Below are 26,053 nucleotides of genomic sequence, written 5' to 3' on the forward strand. Positions count from 1 at the left end.
TTTTTAGCCTCAGTCTGTAACTTCCTTTTTTTTCTAATTTATGGTATTAAACTACACTCTATCTATGGAACAGGACCTTTTCAACTCTTCGAAAACCCCACTTCTACATGTGCTTTCTTATTAATAATATGGTCTTAAAACCAAATTATTATGAAAAAATTTATATTTTATACGATAAAAAGTGTACAAGATTATTGTTGCACTTTTTCCTGGCGCTTCAACGCAGGTTTTTCGAGCTTTTTTTGGACGAGTGCGTTTGCTAAAAAGCTCTTTTTTTATGCCACTTTACTGCTTTTAGTGTTTGGCCAAGCTCCTATTTATGGTCAACTTGTTGGAGGTGCTGCTGTCAAAGCCAATTTTGGTATTGAAGCTGATGCTTATGCCAACCTGTTGCAGTTTGGGAGTCTTCCCAATCAGGCTGGTACAGATGACTGGTTTAATACTACCTACCCAGGCAGTGGCAAAGGAGTCATAGATGTAACTGGTGCTGCTGCATTGAAGACTTCTATTCTGGCTAACAATAATTATTCCTTTACAAAAGGGCAGTCAGTAACGACTCCTGCTCCAGGTTTTCCATATCCTATTGTTGATGGGTTTTTATGGATAGATTCTGTATATGGCAGGGATACTAATTCTGCTCAAGGGAATAGTGATTCGAGTATTTTTGCCGGTACAGCAGATAAAAATGCTGATAATCCAATTACTTGGAGTCTAGGCGCTGGAAGTATTCCTCAAAAAGATGATATCATCGATGTAATGGCACATTTACGAGGAACAAATCCGCATGATCCCTCTACAAATCCAGGTTTTCCTGTAGACGACAGACCTTTTGATGTACTTTGGGCTTATGCTGCTGCAACATTGCGATCTACTGATGGTAGCAAGCATATTGATTTTGAATTCTTCCGTACCTTAGTTAGCTACTCTCCAGGAGATTTAGTTTTTGGGAATACAGGCAGCGATGGAGGTCGTACCGCATTTACTTTTAATGCTGACGGAAGTGTTAATGTTCCTGGAACTATAATCGTTTCGATTGATTATGAAGGAGGAGGATCTAAACCTGAAGTTAGAATCAGAGTATGGATGGATGAAACTGTTTTTAATACATATAATAATTCAGCGGCCTTAAGACCATTTAGCGTAGTTCCCGGAACTTTTGAAAAAGGGGAGCAAAGCGGTAATTTTGGTTATGGGCGTATTGTTTCCAATGACCCAGCCGATGTTGAAAATATTTTTGGAAGGGTAAATGCTGAAGATACTACTTTAGGTCCGCCTTGGGGAACTATTGAAGGTCCAAACGCAGCATTTTTTGATCACTACCAAATCCTTCAACATGTAGAAATTGGTATTAATCTTACTGCTTTTGGTTTGGACAGAAAAGGACAAGGTTCTGGGCCATGTGCCAATGTATTGGGGAGTTTATTGGTTAAGACCCGTAGTTCCGCAGGTGGACAGTCTGATTCTTTTACCAGTGAGCAAAAAGATTTTGCAGGACCATTCCCATTTGGTGATACAGTAACTCCAACGGTAGCTGCTAATGTTAATCAAGTGATTACTTGTATTAATACCAATGCCACTATTACTGCTACAGGCATAGCCCCAACGGGAGCAACTATAGAATGGTATAATCCTTCTAATGTACTTATTCCAGGCGATAATCCACTGGATCCTGACAGAGTGGTAACAGACTCTGGTACCTATACTGTCAAAGTCTATGCGCCAGGTTTTACAGGGTGCTTTGCTCAAGCGACAGTAGTTGTAGAAAAAAATAATACACCGCCAATAGCGGTAGCAGGACCTGATTTTACTAAAAACTGTATATCAAATCCTGATGGCGGTTCTATTGGAGAAGCAGCTGAAGCCGGATTTACTTATTCTTGGACTTCATCTCCAGCCGGATTTACTTCGACTGCCGCAAATCCAACAGTTAATCCAATTGTAACTACTACGTATACCGTTACTAAAACGAATACGGCTAATGGTTGTAGCGATACTGATGAAGTGACTGTAACGGTGAATAAACCAACGGTAGTTGCGAATGCAGGATCTGATTTTACTAAAAATTGCTTGATTAACATATCAGGTGGCTCTATTGGAGAAGTTGCAGAAGCCGGATTTACTTATTCTTGGACTTCATCTCCAGCCGGATTTACTTCGACTGCTGCAAATCCAACAGTTAATCCAAGTGTGACTACTACGTATACCGTTACCAAAACGCACACCGCTTCTGGTTGTAGCGATACTGATGAGGTTACTGTAACGGTGAATAAACCAACAGTAGTTGCGGTAGCAGGACCTGATTTTACTAAAACCTGTATATCGAATCCTGATGGCGGTTCTATTGGAGAAGTGGCAGAAGCTGGATTTACTTATTCTTGGACTTCATCTCCAGCCGGATTTACTTCGACTGCCGCAAATCCAACAGTTAATCCAAGTGTGACTACTACGTATACCGTTACCAAAACGCATACCGCTTCTGGTTGTAGCGATACTGATGAGGTGACTGTAACTGTGAATAAACCAACAGTAGTTGCTAATGCAGGATCTGATTTTACTAAAAATTGCTTGATTAATATATCAGGTGGTTCTATTGGAGAAGTGGCAGAAGCTGGATTTACTTATTCTTGGACTTCATCTCCAGCCGGATTTACTTCGACTGCCGCAAATCCATTCGTTAATCCAAGTGTGACTACTACGTATACCGTTACCAAAACGCATACCGCTTCAGGTTGTAGCGATACTGATGAGGTTACTGTAACAGTTAATCAACCAACAGTAGTTGCGGTAGCAGGATCTGATTTCACTAAAACCTGTACATTAAACCCTGATGGCGGTTCTATTGGAGAAGTGGCTCAAGCCGGATTTACTTATTCTTGGATTTCATCTCCAGCCGGATTTACTTCGACTGCCGCAAATCCAACAGTTAATCCAAGTGTAACTACTACGTATACCGTAACTAAAACGCATACCGCTTCTGGTTGTAGCGATACCGATGAGGTTACTGTAACGGTGAATAAACCAACGATAGTGGTAAATGCAGGATCTGATTTCACTAAAAATTGCTTGATTAATATATCAGGTGGTTCTATTGGAGAAGTTGCAGAAGCCGGATTTACTTATTCTTGGACATCATCTCCAGCCGGATTTACTTCGACTGCTGCAAATCCATTTGTTAATCCAAGTGTGACTACTACGTATACCGTTACTAAAACACAGACAGCTTCTGGTTGCAGCGATACCGATGAGGTTACTGTAACGGTTAATCAACCAACAGTAGTTGCGGTAGCAGGATCTGATTTCACTAAAACCTGTATATCAAATCCTGATGGCGGTTCTATTGGAGAAGCGGCTCAAGCTGGATTTACTTATTCTTGGACATCATCTCCAGCCGGATTTACTTCGACTGCTGCAAATCCAACAGTTAATCCAAGTGTGACTACTACTTATACTGTTACTAAAACGCATACCGCTTCTGGTTGTAGCGATACTGATGATGTGACTGTAACGGTGAATAAACCAACAGTAGTTGCGGTAGCAGGACCTGATTTCACTAAAACCTGTATATCAAATCCTGATGGCGGTTCTATTGGAGAAGCGGCTCAAGCTGGATTTACTTATTCTTGGACATCATCTCCAGCCGGATTTACTTCGACTGCTGCAAATCCATTTGTTAATCCAAGTGTGACTACTACGTATACTGTTACCAAAACGCATACCGCTTCTGGCTGTAGCGATACCGATGAGGTTACTGTAACAGTTAATAAACCAACAGTAGTTGCTAATGCAGGATCTGATTTCACTAAAAATTGCTTGATTAATATATCAGGTGGTTCTATTGGAGAAGTTGCAGAAGCCGGATTTACTTATTCTTGGACTTCATCTCCAGCCGGATTTACTTCGACTGCTGCAAATCCAACAGTTAATCCAAGTGTGACTACTACGTATACCGTTACCAAAACGCATACCGCTTCAGGTTGTAGCGATACCGATGAGGTTACCGTTACGGTTAATAAACCAACAGTAGTTGCGGTAGCAGGACCTGATTTTACTAAAACCTGTATATCAAATCCTGATGGCGGTTCTATTGGAGAAGTGGCTCAAGCCGGATTTACTTATTCTTGGATTTCATCTCCAGCCGGATTTACTTCGACTGCAGCAAATCCAACAGTTAATCCAAGTGTAACTACTACGTATACCGTAACTAAAACGCATACCGCTTCTGGTTGTAGCGATACCGATGAGGTTACTGTAACGGTGAATAAACCAACGATAGTGGTAAATGCAGGATCTGATTTCACTAAAAATTGCTTGATTAATATATCAGGTGGTTCTATTGGAGAAGTTGCAGAAGCCGGATTTACTTATTCTTGGACATCATCTCCAGCCGGATTTACTTCGACTGCTGCAAATCCAACAGTTAATCCAAGTGTGACTACTACGTATACCGTTACTAAAACACAGACAGCTTCTGGTTGCAGCGATACCGATGAGGTTACTGTAACGGTTAATCAACCAACAGTAGTTGCGGTAGCAGGATCTGATTTCACTAAAACCTGTATATCAAATCCTGATGGCGGTTCTATTGGAGAAGCGGCTCAAGCTGGATTTACTTATTCTTGGACATCATCTCCAGCCGGATTTACTTCGACTGCTGCAAATCCAACAGTTAATCCAAGTGTGACTACTACTTATACTGTTACTAAAACTCATACCGCTTCTGGTTGTAGCGATACTGATGAAGTGACTGTAACGGTGAATAAACCAACAGTAGTTGCGAATGCAGGATCTGATTTTACTAAAAATTGCTTGATTAACATATCAGGTGGTTCTATTGGAGAAGTGGCAGAAGCCGGATTTACTTATTCCTGGACTTCATCTCCAGCCGGATTTACTTCGACTGCTGCAAATCCAACAGCTAATCCAAGTGTGACTACTACGTATACCGTTACCAAAACGCACACAGCTTCTGGTTGTAGCGATACTGATGAGGTTACTGTAACGGTGAATAAACCAACAGTAGTTGCGGTAGCAGGACCTGATTTTACTAAAACCTGTATATCAAATCCTGATGGCGGTTCTATTGGAGAAGCAGCTGAAGCCGGATTTACTTATTCTTGGACTTCATCTCCAGCCGGATTTACTTCGACTGCCGCAAATCCAACAGTTAATCCAAGTGTGACTACTACTTATACTGTTACTAAAACGCATACCGCTTCTGGTTGTAGCGATACTGATGAAGTGACTGTAACGGTGAATAAACCAACAGTAGTTGCTAATGCAGGATCTGATTTCACTAAAAATTGCTTGATTAATATATCAGGTGGTTCTATTGGAGAAGTTGCAGAAGCCGGATTTACTTATTCTTGGACTTCATCTCCAGCCGGATTTACTTCGACTGCTGCAAATCCATTCGTTAATCCAAGTGTGACTACTACTTATACCGTAACTAAAACGCATACCGCTTCTGGTTGTAGCGATACTGATGAGGTTATTGTAACAGTTAATCAACCAACAGTAGTTGCGGTAGCAGGACCTGATTTCACTAAAACCTGTATATCAAATCCTGATGGCGGTTCTATTGGAGAAGTAGCAGAAGCTGGATTTACTTATTCTTGGATTTCATCTCCAGCCGGATTTACTTCGACTGCTGCAAATCCATTCGTTAATCCAAGTGTGACTACTACGTATACCGTTACTAAAACACATACCGCTTCTGGTTGTAGTGATAGTGATGAGGTGACTGTAACGGTTAATATAGCACTACCAAATGCAGTTGCAGGTGACGATGTTCTGATATTATGTGGTGAAACTACTGTACTATTATCAGGAACTTCAACTACTCAAAATGCAATCTACTCTTGGGTTGCCAGTAATGGTGGTAACATTGTCTCTGGGGCAGATACAGCTACACCAACTGTGAATGCAGCTGGAACGTACACATTAACTGTTACAGATCCAATAAATGGATGTACTGCTTCTGATTTAGTTCTCGTTACTAATCAAATTTGTATCGTTGAAGGTTGTACATTAGGATACTGGAAAAACCATACTGATAGATGGTGTTCAAGCTATACTCCTACAATGTTGTTCGGCGATGTGTTTGTAAATGCACCGTCCAATCTTGCTAATTTAACTTTATTGCAAGCGCTTAATTTAGGTGGTGGAGGTATTTTTAATTTAGCTCGTCAAGGAGTAGCCGCTTTATTGAATGCTTGCAGCGATGAAGTTGATTATCCTGCACCATATTCTGATAGTCCACAATCGGTAATAGATGCCGTTAATGCAGCCTATTCATCAGGAGGAAATGCACCTGGAAAATTAGCCACTCAATTGGATATTCTTAATAATTCAGGATGTCCATTAGGAGGAACTCCTGCTACAAAAGAAGGAGATGGTTTGGGCGATAAAGCAGGTTTTGAAGCCTATCCAGTTCCTTTCAAAGATCAACTTACCATTAGATATAATTTTGATTATGTATCTGATGTGAAAATCGATGTACTTAATTCACAAGGAGTTTCAATACTTTCAAAAATGGATAATAATAGTTACATGAACAAAGAAGTTACACTAAATCTTAATTCTTATGTAGATAGATCAGAAGTGTATGTTGTAAAAGTAACAACCAATAGAGGAAGTAGTGTGAAAAAAATAATTTCTTCAAAATAGGTTATGAATAATCATCTGATCCTATAAAATATTGAGAAGGATTAGAGTATGAAATTAAACCTCGAAAGTTTTGCTTTCGAGGTTTTTTTATTTATAACTAATTGATTAATAGTGTTTTGAATAAAAAATAATTTGTTTTAAAACATACTATTTTTCTGAATCAATAGGTTTTTTATCGAATATATTTGCTCTTTATCAGATTTGCTTTTCGCTTTTTAATAGGGCTTTAATGCATTGATTAACTTTGATATAGCAAAAAAATAATTCATTTTTTCGAGCTGTTTTCCAAAATAGTTTACTGGTAAAAAAGGATTTTTAGGATTGTTCCCCGCAATAAAATATCCTTTTGATGAAGGAGTTCTTCAATTTTTTTGAAGGTGTTTTTTTATTCAGAAAGTTGTATCGCTTAGATAGAAAGCTTTCTATTTTTTCTTTTTTTGAACTTATTTATTAATTTGAAATTAAGGTTTTTAAGTTTCTTTTAAAGCCCCAATTTGGTTAATAAAAGGTAGTTTATTACCCCAAAATAAAGTATTCTTTTGATGATGGCGTACTTCATAAATGAGTTTGTGAGGGTGATTTGTTTTTATATGATTGTTTCTATCCCGAGTCTACTGTTTTCCTATTTTTTAACAACTATGGAGTAAAATTACAATATCATGAAAAATAATACACTTCAGCAGTTTTTCGGAGCTTTATCTAGCAAAAACATATTTTGCTTTTTATCGGAAAACAAAATATCATCATTAGGCTTTTTAATTCCTAATGCATCGGATTTTTATCCAAAATCACTAAATAGCAATCATGTCCGTGGTTTTGTTCATGACAGCTTATTAAAATTATTTGGTGAGCGCACTTTATTTTCTTTCAGGAATGTATTTGTATTTTTAATAGTTAGTTACTTGAGTTCTTCTGCTGCATTTGCGCAAGTTAATCTTCCCGATGCAAAGAGATGTACATCCAAAGATTTGCAATTAGTTGAAGCAAGACTGACAGGTGGAGACCCATGTAATTCATGCGAAGCCAATACTACAGTAACCAGAACTTTGACATTGTCGATTAACAATACCACAGGGTCAAACAGAACATCCTTTGCTTTCTGGGGAACTTTAGAGCGATATAATGGCACTACTCTTGCTTCTTCAGAGCCAATCAGTGGATGTAATAGTACTCCTGTTCCGCCAAATACATCCGCAGTTCCTCCTAATACCATAACATCTTTAAATTTTGGAAATGTCACCTATACATGTGGACAAAGATTGATTATTACTAATTTATTTTTGGCATGGACTTCAGCTGCAGATAATGCATCATGTCCCTTGGAATCTAGTAAAATTGCTCCAAAATGCGGGACCTTACCTTTCATAGAAATTAATGCCGGAGTTAATGGGACTGTAACTGCAATCAGTGCAACTTGTACTGCAGGAGGTTCTATTACTGTAGCACCATTTGGTGGTTTACCACCTTATAGTGTCAAATTAGGAAATGGTACCCCAGTTCCCGTTGTTGCTGGTGCTACAACAACTTTTAGCAATCTTACTGCAGGTAATTACAATGTTACTATAACAGATTCTACTCTTCCTAATAATTGTAGTATTGTTATTCCTAAAACTGTTGGAGGACCAACTCCAATAGGTGCGCCAGCAGCTACAGTAATTGACCCTACCTGCAGTACTGCTACTGGAACTGTTACCGTAACATCGCCAACAGCTGGCATCACTTATACACTTAAGCAGGGCGGGGTTATAATATATACAGCTAATTCCAGTGGTGTGTTCAGTCCAGTAGCCTCAGGAACATATCAATTTTTTGCTTCTCTTGGCTCCTGTAGTACACAAGGTGACAATGTAATTGTAAATCCACAACCAGGAACACCAAGTACCCCACAATTAAAAATAACCCAGCCAACAGCATCACTTTGTGCAGCAACAACAACTGGAAGCATCGAGGTGTGTAATCCTATTATTGGATACACTTATAAATTAAATGGCGCTAATCCGGGTATTACGGCTGTGGCAAATGTACCAGTTGTATTTGGCAATCTTGCAGCAGGTTCTAGTCCAAGTGTTACAGCTACTAGTCCAGCTAATTGTACTTCTGATCCAGCTAATTGCAGCAGTGCAACTGCTACTTGTTCAGCTCCAGCACAACAAGCTGCTAAAACTGCCGATGTGGTTGCGCCTATAGAAGCAAAAACTGAAGCCGCAGGGTTTACTACTTATCCTGTTCCTTTCAAAGACCAACTCACTGTAAGATACAATTTTGATTACGTTTCTGATGTGAAAATAGAGGTGTTTGATTCACAAGGTATTTCAGTGCTTTCTAAAGCCGATGCTAATGGTTATTTGAATAAAGAAGTAACGCTTGATCTTAAATTGAATAGAGGAAGAGACCAAGTGTATGTTGTAAAAGTAACTACTAATCGTGGAAGCAGTATTAAAAAAGTAATTTCTGCCAGATAGTTTTAAAACTAATTTTAACTAAAAAGCATCTGTTTTTGCAGATGCTTTTTTTATTTAATTACTCAACAGCTTGCCCTGTTATTTGAACATCTTGCTGAACATGTATAAATTGATTATAGAAGCGTGACTGGTTTTTTAATTCCTTAGATCCTAATTCCTTAGATCCTATCTGATTATACAGCGTAAAATATGTTCAATCTGAAGGCCAGAATAACTACAAAATTCCTCTATAGAAATTAATTGATGTGATTCTTTATTCAAGTTGTCTTTAATCGTATTTAAATATAACCTTGCCTGTCTGTTTTACCGGTAATACGCTGTACATCTTTTGGATAAATACATACCCTTATGTTTCCTGATATCACACTTTTGTTTTTAATACATTATCCAGTCAGACAAAGCCACCCAAATAAGGGTAGATTGTTATGATTTTGTCAGACCTTATACAAGTTAGCGAAACCCCTACCAAACAGGCCGCAAAACCATCAATCAAACCCTACTTCACAAGATTTCTATACTCACTTGGACTTACACCCAAGACTTTTTTTACATACCTCGTAAAAAACGAATGACTGGAAAAGCCCATTTCATCTGATATTTCTGAAATATTTAGTTTTTTGTTTTCTAGCAGCAAAACAATTCGGTCTTTGGCATATCGTTGTATCCATTGTGATGCTGTGATTCCTGTATTGGCTTTGCAAATTTGATTGAGATATTTTGCTGTGATGTGTAGTTGATCACTGTAAAATTGCACTTCTCGATTTTTCATACAATGGAGTTCCAATAGATGAACAAAGCGTTCGTACAAGGTACCACTTTGCAAAGTTCGGTTGCGTCTTTCCAATTGATCCATGAAAATATCCCACATTTCTAAAATAAAAAGTTGCATTTGCAATTTCAAAATTTCATTATAAAAACGATTATTTGCTTCCAATGATTTTGAGTAAAGCGATTGAAAATTCTTTAAAATCCGCTCCTTATTAATTTTATCAGGATGCAAAATCGGATTTACTCTATGATGAAGAATGGCATCTGTAGCCGTATTCAGGTTAGGATAATTATCCGAAAGCAATTGTTTATCGACAAATAAAATGGTTGCCTTAAAATTTTTGGAAAAGTTAAGTTCAGAAATAGCATTATCTGCAAGCCAGAAAATAAATTCGCCTTGTTTGCAATCAAATGTGCGGTTGTTAAAAATAAATCGGGTGCTTCCTCGCTGACAAAAAATATGTGTATGGTATTTTTTTTGAAAATCTTTTGGAAATTCTTCACTTCCCGAAGCTTTTAATAATATGATTTTTGGCTTTTCCATCGCTTCCATTTTAGGACAAATTAATTCATCGGCTAAAATAGGTACTATTTGACATTATTGCTGTACTATTTGTAACAAAAGTAAGGTGGCTTATTTTTAATTTTGTATCGTAAAAAATGCAAAAAATGGAAACACAAGATATTTTTGAAAGATTACGAAACGGAGAAACCATAATTCCAGACGATGCTCAAGCATACAAAATGCGTGAAGCTTCTTTTGCTACAAAAGCATTGTTGCTAAAGATGAACAACACAGCAAACCCAAGTGAAATTAGAGAATTATTGAGTGAGATTACATCTTCAGAAATTCACGAAAGTGTAACAGTATTTACTCCTTTGCACATCAATTATGGTAAGCATACCAAAATAGGTAAAAATGTGTTCATCAATTTTGATTGTGTGTTTTTGGATTTAGGCGGAATTATCATCGAAGACAACGTGCTGCTTGCTCCAAAAGTAAGTTTGCTCACCGAAAGTCATCCTCTTAATCCTAAAGAAAGACAATCGTTAATTCCGAAACCTATTCACATCAAAAAAAATGCGTGGATTGGTGCCAATGCAACCATTTTACAAGGTGTCACCATTGGCGAAAACGCTGTTGTGGCGGCTGGCTCAGTGGTTTCTAAAGATGTTCCAGACAATGTCGTTGTTGGTGGAATTCCTGCAAAAATTATTAAAGAAATTAAAATATAAAATGAAAATAGTTCAAATCACACTTGCAATCATCCTATCAACAATGATACTGTCTTGCAATCAAAACAAATCAACAATGGAAAATACAACACAAGAATTGACCTCCATTTTTCCAAAAGGCGAAAAGGGTTCAAACGATTTATTCACTGGAAACGCTTATCCAACGGCTTTGGTAGATGCCGATAGTATTTACAACACTTTAGTTGGCAACGTTTATTTCGAACCTGGAGCAAGAAGCAATTGGCACAGTCATCCTGCTGGTCAAATTTTAATTATTATCGATGGAATTGGCTATCACCAAATTGAAGGAAAACCAATTGAAATTATTAAAAAAGGTGATGTCGTCAAATGTCCGCCAAATGTAAAACATTGGCACGGAGCAAGTGCAGATGTGGGTTTGCAACAATTGTATATAATTCCAAATACCGATAAAGGCATTGTGGAATGGAACGAAGCGGTAACGGACGAACAATATTTAATTAAAAATTCAAATCAATAACAAGATGAAAAATATAGCAATCATTGTAATCGCATTTCTGATGACTTTCGGACAAGCATTTGCACAAAACAAAAAAGAAAATTCAAAAAAAATGGAAACAACAGAACAATATACATTTCAGTTGAGCGAAAAGGTTACAAGACAAAAAGTATCTTTCAAAAACCGTTATGGTATCAGGCTTTCAGGCGATTTGTATCTTCCAAAAAATGTAGGAAACGAAAAATTATCGGCTTTGGCAATCAGCGGACCTTTTGGTGCTGTGAAAGAACAATCGTCTGGTTTGTATGCCAATCAAATGGCAGAAAGAGGTTTTGCTGTTGTGGCATTCGACCCATCGTACACTGGAGAAAGTGGTGGCGAACCGAGAAATTTGGCTTCACCAGAAATTAACACAGAAGATTTTAGTGCGGCAGTAGATTTTTTAGGAATTCAAAAAAATGTGGATAGAGAAAAAATTGGGATTATCGGGATCTGTGGTTTTGGAGGTTTTGCCCTAAACGCTACCGCTATCGACAAACGTATAAAAGCTGTTGCTACTTCAACAATGTACGATATGACGAGAGTGATGTCAAAAGGATATAATGATGCCGTAACTTTAGAACAACGCACAAAAATGCTGGAACAATTAGGGCAACAACGTTGGAAAGATGCAGAAAATGGCACATTTACTTATGGACCAGAAGGCAATAAAGCGTTGAAAGGAGATGAGCCACAATTTTTAAAAGAATATTACGATTATTACCGAACTAAAAGAGGATTTCATAAGCGCTCCGTAAATTCGGGAAATTCTTGGACTGCAACTACGCCTTTATCGTTTATGAATATGCCCATCTTAACGTACATCAAAGAAATATCGCCAAGACCAGTTTTAATTATTGCAGGCGAAAAAGCACATTCAAAATATTTCAGTGAAACTGCATTTCAAAACGCCAATGAACCGAAGGAATTAGTAATCGTTCCTAATGCTGTTCACGTAGATTTGTATGACAAAGTAGATGTTATTCCGTTTGATAAATTGGAAACTTTTTTCAAAGGGTATTTAAAATAAATGCAATATTATGAATCATTCATTTTTAATTCTCATAACCTTTATGTCTGTTCTAATCAGTAGTGCGTCTTCTTGTAATAAAGTAGACGACAATATCAATTCAGAAAACAGCCATACGATGATAAATGGTAAAATCAAAATAACGGTTAATTCACAAACCTTTACAGCTACACTTTTTAACAATAATTCAGCAAAGGCCTTTAAGGAAATGTTACCTCTAACTATTAATATGATTGAACTGAACAGCAACGAGAAATATTATGATTTGCCAGACGATCTTCCAACAAATTCGTCCAACCCTGAAACTATAAAAAATGGCGACTTAATGTTGTATACTTCAAAAACTTTGGTGTTGTTTTACAAAACTTTTTCAACATCATACAGTTACACAAAATTGGGAACAATAGATGATGTTGCAGGTTTTGCATCTGCATTAGGTTCGGGAAACATAATCGTTACTTTTGAATTGCTGTGACGAGAAAAACTAAATCTACAAGAACTACAGCCTCCTATAACAGCTGTTTTTGCAATAGTGGGGTTTAAGTGCTTAATTGAGTATTTGTACTTCTAATTTCTCACCATCGCAGAGTAGTAAACGTTACCCCATTTTGCCAAACCGACCGTAACGACAAGAAAGATACCACTGAGATGAAACATTTAACAGATTTTGTAATTTTTAACGAATATCCTTCTTTAAACGGGTTGTTCAGCATTTAAGAACATAGATGTGAAATTTTCCTTTGGCTTCTCGCCAAAAATCTTTCCTATGTGGAATCAAATCTTTCGAAAAATTACTATTCTGAAAAAAAATCGTATTGTTTTTTAAACCATTATTTTGTTGTGGAGCCTAGTATTATCAGGTATAATTTAAGTTTTTTTTTTCGTTTTTAAAAAGCGCATTATTTTTTAAAATAAACTTTGGCACAATTAATGGATACAGTTTTTCAATATAAATTATAAAGCTATAACTAATGAAAAAAATTACCTTATTTTTAGTTTTCATCGGGATGATGACACTACAAAGTTGCGAAGTAACAGAAATAACCGATACTGTGGATAATGATACCATTAGTGAAGTGTTTGAAGTTACAACTTCATTTAATTCCAATAATAACTACAGTAGATTGGTTACTTTTAATCCGCCAATTTATTCATCGGATGTAGTTTTAGTGTACCACCTGTATGATACGGTAAATGGTGAAGACATTTGGAAACTAATGCCTCAAACGTATTATTTTAGTGATGGTGGAGAATTAGATTTCAATTTTGATTACACCAGATATAATGTTAATATTTTTCTTTCGGCTAATTTTAGTCTTACTACTTTACCTTCAAGTTGGACACAAGACCAAACTTTTAGAATTGTAATTATACCGGCTAGTTTTGCTACTTCAGTAAATAAAAACAGTATAGACGCAGTAATGTCAGCATTAAAAGTGGAGAAGACTGAGATTCAAAAAATCAATTTGTAGTTTACAATATTCAATAAAATAAAAAAAGGAAATCGTGAGATTTCCTTTTTTTTATGCGTTTATTTTTTTGAATTAATTAGACGAATTCTTTATTGCTTTTTCTTAAAGATGCAATAATTCCAGCTATAAGTGAAACTGCTATAAAAGCCAGCGACACCCATTCCGGTAATTTAATATAATCATGAAGCAACATTTTGATACCTACAAAAGTCAAGATTGCAATAAGACTGTATTCTAAATGAGCAAATTTATCAAGCATATGGGCAAGAAAGAAATACATAGAACGTAATCCTAAAATGGCAAAGATATTCGAACTAAAAACCAAAAAAGGATCACTTGTTATGGCTAAAATTGCAGGAACACTGTCTATAGCAAATACGACATCCATTACTTCAATTACTATAAGCGCTACAAAAAGAGGTGTTGCAGCTGTAATATGTCTTCTTTTTACAAAGAAATGCTCTCCGTCGATGTGATTCGAGATAGGTATAACTTTTTTAAGAGTCTTATAGATGAATGATTTTTTGGGTTCAAATTTTTCATCTTCACCACTAAACAACATTTTCATAGCAGTGTATATTAGAAAACCTCCAAAAATATAGGTCATCCATGAAAATTTGTTAATAAGCAAAACACCAAAATAGATCATTAAACCTCTAAAAACGATGGCGCCTAGTATTCCCCAAAATAAAACTCGATGTTGGTATTTTTGTGGAATTTTAAAGGCAGAGAAAATAATAGCGATAACAAAAATATTATCTATACTCAGGGATAATTCTATTAAATAGCCTGTTATGAATTTTATTGATGCATCTGCAGGTTTCAAAATATCTGGATTTGCAATATAATCCGTGGTGTAAAGCCAATAGACCACTCCTGAAAACATAAATGATAATGTAACCCATATTGCTGTCCATTTACCAGCCTCTTTTGAACTTATAATGTGTGGTGTTTTATTGAAGACTCCTAAATCGAGTGCAAGAAAAATTAAAACAGCTGTTAAAAAAGAAATCCAGACAATCATATCAGTTTATTTTTTTGAGATTAGCAAAGATACTTTTTGATTTTTTAAGATTAAAATTTATTCTGAACAAAAGTTAATGTTTAAAAATGTCTAACAATAAAAAAGGTGTCATCAGAATTGATGACACCTTTTTTTATAAACAAAATCAAATTTTATATAAACTTATTTTTATACTAAAGCTGGTTCTTCTATTAAAGCAGATTTTACAGTTTTAACAATTCTTGCAGCGATTTTGTATGGATCTCCGTTTGAAGCTGGTCTTCTGTCTTCCAACCATCCTTTCCATCCTTTTTGAACAGTGATTAATGGGATTCTTATAGAAGCTCCTCTGTCAGAAACACCATAAGAGAAATCATTGATAGAAGCAGTTTCATGTTTACCAGTTAAACGTTGGTCATTGTATGCTCCATAAACAGCAATGTGCTCTTTAGTTACAGGTCTGAAAGCTTCACATATTTTTTCGTATACTTCTTGAGAACCACATGTTCTTAAAACTTCATTAGAGAAGTTAGCATGCATACCTGAACCATTCCAGTCTGTATCTCCAAGAGGTTTTGGGTGATATTCAATAAAACAATTAAATTTTTCAGACAAACGATCTAGTAAGTATCTTGCAATCCAGATTTCGTCACCTGCTTTTTTAGCTCCTTTTGCAAATAATTGGAATTCCCATTGTCCGCAAGCAACCTCTTGGTTAATACCTTCAAAGTTGATACCTGCAGCAATACATAAATCTGCATGCTCTTCAACGATATCTCTACCGTGAGTATTTTTTCCACCTACTGAACAGTAATACATACCTTGTGGGGCTGGGTAACCACCAATTGGGAAACCTAAAGGTAATAAAGTATGATTATCCATGATGAAATATTCTTGTTCGAATCCAAACCAGAAGTCTCCATCATCATCAATTGTAGCTCTACCGTTTGAAGGGTGAGGGGTACCGTCTGCATGCATAACTTCGGTCATTACTAAGTATCCGTTTTTACGTGTTGGATCTGGATAAATAGCAACTGGTACTAATAAACAATCTGATGAACCACCTTCTGCTTGTCTAGTTGATGAACCATCAAATGACCAGTTTCCGATTTCTTCCAAAGTTCCTTGGAAATTTTCATGCTCTTCAACTTTAGTTTTACTTCTAAGATTTTGTGTTGGTTCATAACCATCTAACCAAATGTACTCTAATTTTATTTTCGCCATAACAATATAAATTTATTCGTAACTTTTATTTAACGCAAAATTAAATTAAATTTTAACTCCAATAAAAATAAGGGGGTATTTTTATTTGTAAGCCTGTTATTTTTCCCATAACTGCATTTTGAGTGGGGTATATTTTAAAAATGATAATTTAAAAGGGAAATATAAATTAATTTCATAATCTACGATTCTGTTTTTTCTACGTTTTATTCCTTATATTTGCTATTTCCTAATAAAAATATTAATAATTTAATTTTTTTCACATGTCTACATTACGTTTTCAAGCTTTGAGAGAAGCTTCCACTAGAAAGCCGGTTCATTTTGAAGAATCCGATAGAAAATCAGTTATTTTTGGTTCGAATGTATTTAATGATAAAGCGATGAAGCAGTATTTGACTTCAGATGCTTATAAGGGAGTCCAGGGTGCTGTTCAGCATGGAACTAAAATAGATAGAAAATTAGCTGATTATATTGCCATGGGTATGAAAGAATGGGCTCTGTCAAAAGGAGTTACCCATTACACGCACTGGTTTCAACCGTTAACAGGAACAACTGCTGAAAAACATGATGCTTTTTTCGAAACTTCATATGATGGAAGCGATCCAGTAGAGAAGTTTGGTGGTGCTCAATTAGTACAACAAGAACCAGATGCATCCAGTTTCCCAAATGGTGGAATCAGAAACACATTTGAAGCAAGAGGATATACTGCTTGGGATCCAACTTCTCCAGCATTTATTTTTGGAACTACATTATGTATTCCAACAGTTTTTATTTCGTACACAGGAGAAGCTTTAGATAATAAAATTCCTTTATTAAGAGCATTATCTGCAATGGATGACGCTGCAACTGAAGTATGTAAATATTTTGATAAAAATGTAAAGAAAGTTACTGCAACCTTAGGATGGGAGCAAGAATATTTCTTAATTGATAAATCATTGGCTGATTCTCGTCCGGATCTTGTGATGACTGGAAGAACTTTGCTAGGACATACTTCTGCAAAAGGACAACAATTAGACGACCATTATTTTGGTTCTATTCCAACTCGTGCTTTGACGTACATGAGAGATTTAGAGCAAGAATGTATGTTGTTAGGAATTCCGGTTAAAACACGTCACAATGAAGTAGCTCCAAATCAATTTGAATTGGCACCTATTTTTGAAGAGACAAACTTAGCGGTTGACCACAACTGTTTGTTAATGGATGTAATGCAAAAAGTGGCAGAACGTCATGATTTGAAAGTATTATTCCATGAAAAACCGTTCAAAGGAGTTAATGGTTCAGGAAAACACAATAACTGGTCATTAGCAACAGATACTGGAGTAAACTTGTTGAGTCCAAGTAAAACGCCTATGAGTAATTTACAGTTCTTGACATTCTTTATCAATACAATCAAAGCGGTAAATGATTATGAAGCATTATTAAGAGGAGCTATCGCTTCTGCAAGTAATGACCATAGATTGGGTGCAAATGAGGCGCCACCGGCAATTATCTCGGTATTTATTGGTGAGCAATTAACTAAAGTTTTAGCTGAATTAGAAGGCGTAACTGCAGGGAAATTATCTCCGGAAGAAAAAACAGATTTAAAATTAAATGTAGTAGGTAAAATTCCAGATGTCCTTTTGGATAATACAGACAGAAACAGAACTTCACCATTTGCTTTTACAGGAAATAAATTTGAGTTCAGAGCTGTAGGTTCTACCGCAAACTGTTCTAATGCAATGACTACTTTGAATGCCATTGTTGCTAAACAATTGAAAGATTTCAAAAAAGAAGTGGATAGCTTGATTGAATCTAAAGACATGAAGAAAGATGATGCTATCTTCAATGTATTGAGAGAATATATCAAAGTTTCTAAAAATATCCTTTTCGAAGGAGACGGTTACAGCGATGCTTGGGAAATCGAAGCAGCGAAAAGAGGTTTAAGCAACTTCAAAACAACTCCTGAAGCATTAAAAGCAAGAGCTTCAAAACAAGCTTTGGATTTGTTTTCTGAGTTGAATATCATGAATCACATCGAGGTTGAAGCGCGTTACGAAATTGAATTGGAAGAGTACACTAAGAAAATTCAAATTGAAGGTAGAGTTTTAGGTGATATTTCTAAAAATCACGTAATTCCTACTGCTATTCGTTACCAAAATACTTTAATTGAGAATGTTAAAGGATTGAAAGATATTTTTGGAGCTGAATTTGAATCGATTGCTAAAGAACAAATCATCTTAATCAGAGAAATTTCCAGTCATATCGAAGGAATCAACTCTAAAGTGGAAGCGATGACAAACGAAAGAAAGAAAGCTAACAATTTGACTGATGCGCAAGCAATGGCTGAGGCATATTGCAATAATGTAAAACCATATTTTGAAATCATCAGAAACCACTGTGATAAACTGGAGTTACTGGTAGATAATGAACTTTGGACATTGACTAAATACAGAGAATTGTTGTTTACAAAATAAACTAAAAGCTCTAAAATAGTAGACCCGATAGGTTTCAAAACCTATCGGGTTTTTTTATACTATTTTTTTTATTTATGCGTTATTTTAAAATAATAGTCAATTGTTTTACATGAAAATAAGACTTTTTTTTATTTTGTTTTTTTATATAATTACTTTGTCTGCACAAGATAAATTGGTATTGTTTTTTGATTTTAATCAAGATATAATTAATGAAAAATCACAACAAGATTTTTGCAAATGGTTAGAGCATTCAAAAGGTAAAGAGATTTTAAAAATTCAAGGATATTGTGATAGTATAGATTCCAATTCTTACAACAAGGAACTGTCTTTTCGAAGAGCTAATAATGTACTCGCACTTTTAGAATTTAATAAAGTTCATCTGAGCGAAAAACTTGAATTATACGGTTTAGGAGAAGACTTTGAGCAATTAAAAAATCAAAGCGATAACCGAAAAGTTTTAGTTTATTATCAAGATAAGATTTCCATTAACAAAAAAACAGATAATGAGAATTTGGTTTTTGAAAATACCCCAGAGAAAGAAGTTCCTGTTAATGAAACAAAAAATAATATTTCTCTGATTGAAAAAGTAAATAATGCTAAAATAGGAGATTTGATAAAACTCGAAAATCTAAATTTCTATTTTAATTCAGAAAGAATAATTACAGAATCGGAACCAATTCTTTCTGATCTTCTTCAGGTTTTAAAAATGAATCCTCAATTGAAAATTTATGTTTATGGGCATATTTGTTGTAACAACAATCCAAATGACGTAAAACTTTCCTATCGAAGATCAAAGTTTGTATTTGATTATTTAATAAGAAACGGAATCGCCACTTCAAGATTAGGGCACAGAGGATTCGGAAGCAGCAGACCTATATATGCGTTGCCGGAGAAAAATGAAGCAGAACGAATTGCCAATAGGAGAGTCGAAATATTGGTTGTGAAAAAATAGTGTAATACTGTAAAATAATAACAAACGTGTTATTATAAAAAATGCCTTTCCGTTTCGGAAAGGCATTTTTAAGTTTAATACATTTAATTTCATCTTGCTAAACGGTTTCTTCTGCGGTTGTCGGGTCAATGGTTGTCGATATTCGACTTATGGAATTTGCAGGAAACCCGCCTTGTTTCGCATGTTCGCGAATCATTTCTTCGTTGGGAGCAATATAAGTACAATAAATTTTGTCAGCGGTTACCTGACTGTTAACCCATTGGATTTGCGGTCCCATTTTACCCAATACTCCGCAAGATGTTTGCGAAATAGCTTTCAGTTGATCGGCATTTAATTTACCGGCACCAGGAATTTCTCTTTCAATTACATATTTAGGCATGATATTGTTGTTTTAATTTCCTACTCGTATGGCTTTTCGGCATGGCCCCGTTTTTTATAGTGGTTGCTGGTTTCCACTTCTCTAAGTTTCATTCAGTGTTTAAATTTTGTTGAACTTTTAAAGGTAGTTTATTGGATAAACTCAATTAAAATCAATATTAATTTAGGATAATCGCGATTAATATAAACGGCATTTTAGTATTGATTTTTAAATGTAATAATCTAACAGTTAAAATGTTATGACAAATTTAATGAAATAAAACTACACTTTATGGAAGGAATGTAGATTTAACGAAACACTTGAAAACCCCATAGGCAAAACCCAAAAAAATAATTATCTTTGCCGCACAACTACCTGCCATAATGCAGGCTTCACAACTATACTACATGAGTTCAGATACTTCAAAAAGATATGCGCTTCGCGGTGTTTCGGCATCCAAAGAAGATGTTCATAATGCCATAAAAAACATTGATAAAGGATTATTTCCACAAGCTTTCTGTAAAATAGTCCCTGATTATTTAACTCAAGACGAAGACTATTGTCTTATCATGCATGCGGATGGAGCAGGAACTAAATCTTCTTTGGCATACATGTATTGGAGAGAAACAGGAGATATTTCCGTTTGGAAAGGCATTTCGCAAGATGCTTTAATCATGAATATTGATGATTTATTGTGCGTAGGAGCAACTGATAATATTTTGCTTTCTTCAACTATTGGAAGAAACAAAAACCTAATCCCAGCCGAAGTTATTTCAGCAATTATCAATGGAACTGAGGAGTTAATTAAAGAACTGGATTCTTTTGGCGTGACCATCCATTCAACAGGCGGTGAAACGGCAGATGTAGGCGATATTGTTCGAACTATAATTGTAGATTCAACTGTAACAGCTCGCATGAAACGTTCTAAAGTAATTGACAATGCTAATATTAAAGCGGGTGACGTAATTGTAGGATTGGCTTCTTTTGGTCAGGCTACTTACGAGAAAAGCTATAATGGCGGAATGGGAAGCAACGGATTGACATCGGCGCGTCATGATGTTTTCGGGAAATATTTGGCAACTAAATATCCAGAGAGTTTTGATGCTGCAGTTCCTGAAGAATTAATCTATTCCGGGCAAGTAAAATTGACGGATGCAGTTGAAAATTCACCAATTGATGCTGGACAATTAGTGCTTTCGCCAACCAGAACCTATGCGCCAATTATCAAGAAAATTTTAGATAAATATTCTTCTGATAAAATTCATGGAATGGTACATTGTAGTGGTGGAGCACAAACTAAAATTTTACATTTCGTAGAAAAGCTACACATTATAAAAGACAATTTATTTCCGGTTCCGCCATTGTTCCAGTTAATTCAAGAACAATCTAAAACGGATTGGAAAGAAATGTACCAAGTTTTCAATTGCGGTCACCGTATGGAAATTTACGTTCCGGAAGCTGTTGCACAAGACATTATCGCGATTTCAAAATCATTCAATGTTGATGCTCAAATCGTGGGTAGAGTAGAAGCTGCCGATACAAAAAAACTTACTATTACCAGCGAATACGGTACTTTTGAATATTAAGATTGTTTAACCGTTGAATTGATTAATCGTTGATTGATTTAAACAATTAAACTTTGGTTTTTTGCCTAAACTTTTAAACGATTAAACCTTTAAACTTTTTTCCAATGTACGAATTACTTTTTTGGAGATATCAGGACGGAATTTATCTCAACCATCACTTGGTGTATGAAGCTCTTGTTGAGCAAGAAATCGTCGAAGGATTAGAGGAACTGCCTGTGACGGTTATCATCAATAGAATCAATTCGGTATTTTCAAACTGGGAAAAAGTAGACGAATTTAGTTGGAAAAACACGACTGGAAAAGGTGCTTTTCACATCAAAACGACACCGCAAAGCATACAAATCGATTGCTACGGAACCGAAGGTAAAACCATGAACCTTCTAGCGGATACTATGGAAGAATTCAAATGTCCGTTGTACGATCCGCAAATTCCGGTGCGTTACGACGAAATGAACGAGTAGTTTTTTTGGAGCTATCCCCAAAAATCGCTACAGCACTTCGTTACATCCCGATATTTCGGGACTCCCTTAAAAAAAAATATTTTTCTAAATCCTGAAAGGAGCTTCCGTTGGTCGCTCTTTCAGGACAAGAAAAATTATTTTTTTTGCAGTTCGGGATTTTACTTCAATCCGGACTAATACAATCAGTTATTTTATCGCCGTTTTATTTAAAAGAATTGGCGCTCCAAAACCAATTTGCTCCAGCTTTTTCAATTGCGTTTCAGCATCGCCTACCACTAAATAAATCATTTTATCAGCATTCAAATACGTATCCGAGAGCTTTTTTAGTTCTCCAATAGTAATCTTCTTTACAATGTTTTCCTGTTGTTTTGCATAGTCATCAGAGTATTTGTAATTGCTGATGTCGTAAAGCATTTCCAGTTTGGATGACAGTGTTTCAAATGCTCTGGCATTACTTTTTATTAAATATCCTTTTGTAACCTCAAGATCATTCTCGTTGAAATTTTTTCCATATTGCGCTACAATTTCTTTGATTAAACTAACGGATTCAAATGTTACATTAGAGCGAACGCCACTGGAAATAGTAAACGGACCTTTATTGACAGAACCATTAAAGGAAGAATTGATACCATACGTATATCCTTTTCCTTCACGTAATTCTTGCGTTAATTGGGAGGCAAAGCCACCACCACCCAAACGGTAATTCAGGATTTGAGCGGGATAAAAATCAGCATCCGTTGCGGCAAGTGCAGGATATCCTATTCGGATAACCGATTGTTTTGCACCGGGAACATCATAAAAATAAATTTTGGATGATGCTACGGTATTCTTAGTTGTTATTTTAGGAACCGTAACTTTTTTAGCTTCCCAGTTTTTATTTAAAGTCGCTAATGAATTAGTCACATCCGTTTTTGAAATGGAACCCACAATTTGAAAATCAGCAACAGACGGAGCCATGTTTTTAGTGTAATAATTTTTCAAATCATCAATCGTAATGCTGTTTACAGAATTTTCGTTACCGATGCGGTTGTTGGATAAAATAGATTCTGTTCCATAAATTAACTTCTTAAATTCATTTCTGGCAATACTATTTGGATCCGCTTTTTGTTGTATAATTTGGCTTAAAGTACTTTGTTTAATCAAATCAAATTCTTTGGCATCCCAGCGAGGTTGCAGGATTATTTCTTGAACTAACGCCATAGTTTCATTGTAATTCTTTGCTAAGGTATTTCCTGAGATAAAAATAGATTCGTCAGTTGCGTATGCTCTAATGGTTGCTCCCAGACTCTCAATAGCATTTTCCAATTGTTCTGGAGTTTTGTTTTTGGTACCTTTTGTCATCAGTTCGGCCAGCATGGTTGAAACACCTATTTTATCGGTATTTTCAAGTAACATTCCGCCTTTAATCTGCAACTGAAATTGAACAAGAGGCACTTCGTGGTTTTCAATACCTAAAACGTTTAGACCGGATGACAATTTGCTTTTCCACACCGATGGTAATTTTATATCAGGGCTTTCTCCATACGCTGGCTCTACGCTTCGGTCAAATTTAGAAGGCGTTTTTTCATACGTTGCAGCAATGCTGGCATCAAATGAATCTTCTTTTCCTTCGATGATTTTTTCCTCAACTACGGCTGCTAATTCTGAACCGTCCAAGATTAAATTGGCTTCACCTTTTGGGACAAAACTTGTGGCCACAAAATGTTTTCCTTTAATGTATTTTTGATACACGCGCATCACATCTTCAGTAGTTACGGCTAGAATATTTTTCACATCTTGATTAATATAATCTGGAGTTCCTGCAAAAATTTCATATTGCGCCAGTTGAAATCCTTTTCCTAATACGCTGGATAGATTTGTGTAAAAAGCGGTTTCCTGTCCGGCTTTAATCCGATTTAAATCCTGTTGAGAAATTCCTTCGGCTTCAAAGTTTTTAAAAGCTTCGTTTACGCCACTCATTACTTCATTCAAATTTGTTTTTTCAAAAGCAGTAACACTCAACATGTACTGACCCGCTATTTCTGAATTGTATTGGAAAACGTCAGTGGCATCGGTTAATTTTTTGTCTTCGACAAGGGTTTTGTACAAAGGTGCCTTTTTACCTTTTGAAAGATAACTGGCCAAAACTTCCAAAGCATAACTGTCAGGATGGTATTCGTAAACCGAAGGCCAAGTCAGTGTGAGTTGCGGTAATTTGGCAAAATTATCTTCATAATACAGTTTTTTTGTTGCTGTCAATGTTACAGATTGTTTCTCCATTTTAGGAATTGCTTCCCCACGTTTTATTTCTCCAAAGTATTTTTCGACCCAAGCTTTGGTTTGTTTGACATCGAAATCTCCGGCAATAGTCAGGGTGACATTATTAGGTACATACCAGCGGTTGTAGAAACTTTTTACATCTTCCAGTGTGGCATTCTGTAAATCTTCCAAGGAACCAATCACATCCCAGCTGTACGGATGCGTTGCCGGGTATAAACTTTTAGATATTACAGAAAAATTGTGTCCATAAGGTCTGTTGTCATAACTCTGTCTTTTTTCATTTTTAACGACCTGTTTTTCTTTGGCTAAAACGGGTTCTGTTACAGTATTGATGAAATAACCTAATTTATCGGCTTCGGCCCAAATCATTTTTTCTAATGCGTCTTTAGGAACAGTCTGAAAATAATTAGTACGATCTCTGCTGGTAGAACCATTGGCACCAGCCCCACCAATACGGGCACTCATTTTATCAAGACCTCCTTTACCCAAGTTTTCAGATTCCAAGAAAAGTAAATGTTCAAATAAATGCGCAAATCCGGTACGACCTGCTTTTTCTCTCGCAGATCCCACGTGGCTTGTCAAAGCAACAGCGACTACTGGGTCAGATCGATCAATATGCAGGATTACATGCAGTCCGTTTTCTAGTGTGAACTGTTCGAATGCTACTTTAAATTCTTTTGATTTATCCGTTTTACTTTGATTTTGGGAATAAGAACTGAATGCAGTAAAAAAAACGAAAGGAAGGATTAAAAACTGGATTGATTTCATGGATTAATTTTTAAAATTGGATTTCGTAGTTATTTATTTAGTGAAACTAATTTTTTGCTACCGATAACGAAATTAAGAAAATAAAAATAATAAATCTCTAAATCGTAAGAAGTTAAATTTCAATTTTTATATTAAATTTACGACTTGATTTAATGTAGTCCATCTTCATAAAATTCGATTTTAATACTTGAATTAAGTGATTCAAAATAGATTGTTTTTTATACCCATAACTGAATATAAATATGAGCTTAGTTTTATTCCAAAATACTATCCTAGAAGACGAAACTGTTTTATTGCGCCCATTATTGGAGTCGGATGTTGAGAATCTAATGGAAATTTCTATTAATGAACCTGAAACTTGGAAGTATTCCCTTGTTCAGGCAAATGGGAAGGAAAATCTAGAAAAATACATTCAAATTGCTCTAAAAGCCAAAGAAAACGGAGTAGAATTTCCCTTTATAGTTTTTGATAAAAAATCAGGAAAATATGCTGGAAGTACTCGTTTTTACGATATCAATTTAGAATTCAAAACACTTCAACTGGGATATACTTGGTATGGAGGAGCTTTTCGTGGAACTGGGTTAAACAAGCATTGTAAATTTTTACTGTTGCAATTCGCATTCGAAACATTAGGAGTCGAACGTGTTGAGTTTCGCGCTGATAATAACAATGAACGAAGCATTGCTGCCATGAAAAGTATCGGTTGTAAAGTTGAAGGAGTGTTGCGCAATCACATGCCAACTCTGGGGAGTGATGTTCGACGTGACAGTATTATATTAAGTATTTTAAGAAATGAATGGTTTGATGACGTTAAAGAGAATCTAAAAAGGAAATTATAGCG

The 26,053-nt window shown here is 35.8% G+C and carries 17 protein-coding genes; 12 read left to right on the forward strand and 5 right to left on the reverse strand.

Annotation, left to right across the window (positions count from 1 at the left end; translation table 11 throughout):
• Window positions 1–150 precede the first annotated feature (150 nt).
• Both Q1W72_RS13130 and Q1W72_RS13135 read left to right on the forward strand, forming a co-directional pair.
• Window positions 151–6,666, forward strand: coding sequence for a T9SS type A sorting domain-containing protein (locus Q1W72_RS13130; RefSeq protein WP_302135738.1), 6,516 nt, complete (start codon window positions 151–153; stop codon window positions 6,664–6,666).
• A 659-nt stretch (window positions 6,667–7,325) separates the two neighbouring features.
• On the forward strand, window positions 7,326–9,128 hold the full coding sequence (locus Q1W72_RS13135) for a T9SS type A sorting domain-containing protein (RefSeq protein ID WP_302135740.1): 1,803 nt from the start codon (window positions 7,326–7,328) through the stop codon (window positions 9,126–9,128).
• 496 nt (window positions 9,129–9,624) lie between these two features.
• Here Q1W72_RS13135 and Q1W72_RS13145 read toward each other — a convergent pair whose 3' ends face one another.
• Window positions 9,625–10,440 (reverse strand): AraC family transcriptional regulator, encoded by an 816-nt coding sequence (locus Q1W72_RS13145; protein WP_302135742.1) that lies wholly within the window; start codon window positions 10,438–10,440, stop codon window positions 9,625–9,627.
• Window positions 10,441–10,565: 125 nt separating this feature from the next.
• Here Q1W72_RS13145 and Q1W72_RS13150 point away from each other — a divergent pair, with 125 nt between their 5' ends.
• The 5 genes from Q1W72_RS13150 (at window position 10,566) to Q1W72_RS13170 (ending at window position 14,151) form a co-directional block, all read left to right on the forward strand.
• Window positions 10,566–11,132, forward strand: coding sequence for a sugar O-acetyltransferase (locus Q1W72_RS13150; RefSeq protein ID WP_302135743.1), 567 nt, complete (start codon window positions 10,566–10,568; stop codon window positions 11,130–11,132).
• A 76-nt stretch (window positions 11,133–11,208) separates the two neighbouring features.
• The gene (locus Q1W72_RS13155) at window positions 11,209–11,631 is read left to right on the forward strand and encodes a cupin domain-containing protein (protein WP_302135745.1); all 423 of its coding nucleotides are present in this window, start codon (window positions 11,209–11,211) and stop codon (window positions 11,629–11,631) included.
• Window positions 11,632–11,635: 4 nt separating this feature from the next.
• Window positions 11,636–12,679, forward strand: a complete 1,044-nt coding sequence (locus tag Q1W72_RS13160; RefSeq protein ID WP_302135747.1) for an alpha/beta hydrolase — start codon at window positions 11,636–11,638, stop codon at window positions 12,677–12,679.
• 10 nt (window positions 12,680–12,689) lie between these two features.
• Entirely contained in the window at window positions 12,690–13,154 is a 465-nt protein-coding gene (locus Q1W72_RS13165) for a cyclophilin-like fold protein (RefSeq protein WP_302135749.1), read from the forward strand.
• A gap of 496 nt (window positions 13,155–13,650) precedes the next feature.
• Window positions 13,651–14,151 carry a hypothetical protein gene (locus tag Q1W72_RS13170; RefSeq protein ID WP_099714686.1) on the forward strand — a complete coding sequence of 167 codons (501 nt, stop codon included), beginning with the start codon at window positions 13,651–13,653 and terminating at the stop codon, window positions 14,149–14,151.
• 76 nt (window positions 14,152–14,227) lie between these two features.
• Here the strand turns inward: Q1W72_RS13170 and Q1W72_RS13175 are convergent, their stop codons facing one another.
• Window positions 14,228–15,175, reverse strand: coding sequence for a TerC family protein (locus Q1W72_RS13175; protein WP_121342598.1), 948 nt, complete (start codon window positions 15,173–15,175; stop codon window positions 14,228–14,230).
• A 168-nt stretch (window positions 15,176–15,343) separates the two neighbouring features.
• Window positions 15,344–16,378, reverse strand: a complete 1,035-nt coding sequence (locus Q1W72_RS13180; protein WP_099714688.1) for a glutamine synthetase beta-grasp domain-containing protein — start codon at window positions 16,376–16,378, stop codon at window positions 15,344–15,346.
• A 260-nt stretch (window positions 16,379–16,638) separates the two neighbouring features.
• Between Q1W72_RS13180 and Q1W72_RS13185 the strand changes: the two genes are divergently transcribed.
• Window positions 16,639–18,828, forward strand: coding sequence for a glutamine synthetase III (locus tag Q1W72_RS13185; RefSeq protein ID WP_099714689.1), 2,190 nt, complete (start codon window positions 16,639–16,641; stop codon window positions 18,826–18,828).
• A gap of 109 nt (window positions 18,829–18,937) precedes the next feature.
• Complete coding sequence (locus tag Q1W72_RS13190; RefSeq protein WP_302135754.1) at window positions 18,938–19,780, forward strand: OmpA family protein; 843 nt, start codon at window positions 18,938–18,940, stop codon at window positions 19,778–19,780.
• Between the two features lie 97 nt (window positions 19,781–19,877).
• On the opposite strand, the gene Q1W72_RS13195 is transcribed toward Q1W72_RS13190, so the two are convergent.
• Window positions 19,878–20,159, reverse strand: coding sequence for a DUF4242 domain-containing protein (locus Q1W72_RS13195; RefSeq protein ID WP_099714691.1), 282 nt, complete (start codon window positions 20,157–20,159; stop codon window positions 19,878–19,880).
• 386 nt (window positions 20,160–20,545) lie between these two features.
• On the opposite strand from Q1W72_RS13195, the gene Q1W72_RS13200 reads away from it, so the two are divergent.
• Both Q1W72_RS13200 and Q1W72_RS13205 read left to right on the forward strand, forming a co-directional pair.
• Window positions 20,546–21,724: an AIR synthase related protein gene (locus Q1W72_RS13200; RefSeq protein ID WP_302135756.1), complete on the forward strand. Its 1,179-nt coding sequence runs from the start codon at window positions 20,546–20,548 to the stop codon at window positions 21,722–21,724.
• A gap of 104 nt (window positions 21,725–21,828) precedes the next feature.
• Window positions 21,829–22,185, forward strand: a complete 357-nt coding sequence (locus Q1W72_RS13205) for a hypothetical protein (protein ID WP_121342596.1) — start codon at window positions 21,829–21,831, stop codon at window positions 22,183–22,185.
• 186 nt (window positions 22,186–22,371) lie between these two features.
• Here the strand turns inward: Q1W72_RS13205 and Q1W72_RS13210 are convergent, their stop codons facing one another.
• The gene (locus Q1W72_RS13210; RefSeq protein ID WP_302135757.1) at window positions 22,372–25,212 is read right to left on the reverse strand and encodes a pitrilysin family protein; all 2,841 of its coding nucleotides are present in this window, start codon (window positions 25,210–25,212) and stop codon (window positions 22,372–22,374) included.
• A gap of 242 nt (window positions 25,213–25,454) precedes the next feature.
• Between Q1W72_RS13210 and Q1W72_RS13215 the strand changes: the two genes are divergently transcribed.
• Complete coding sequence (locus tag Q1W72_RS13215) at window positions 25,455–26,051, forward strand: GNAT family N-acetyltransferase (protein WP_121342594.1); 597 nt, start codon at window positions 25,455–25,457, stop codon at window positions 26,049–26,051.
• The last annotated feature ends 2 nt before the right edge of the window (window positions 26,052–26,053 follow it).

Origin of the sequence: Flavobacterium sp. ZE23DGlu08, from assembly GCF_030505335.1 — a bacterium.
In the GTDB taxonomy this organism is placed as follows: Bacteria; Bacteroidota; Bacteroidia; order Flavobacteriales; family Flavobacteriaceae; genus Flavobacterium; species Flavobacterium algoritolerans.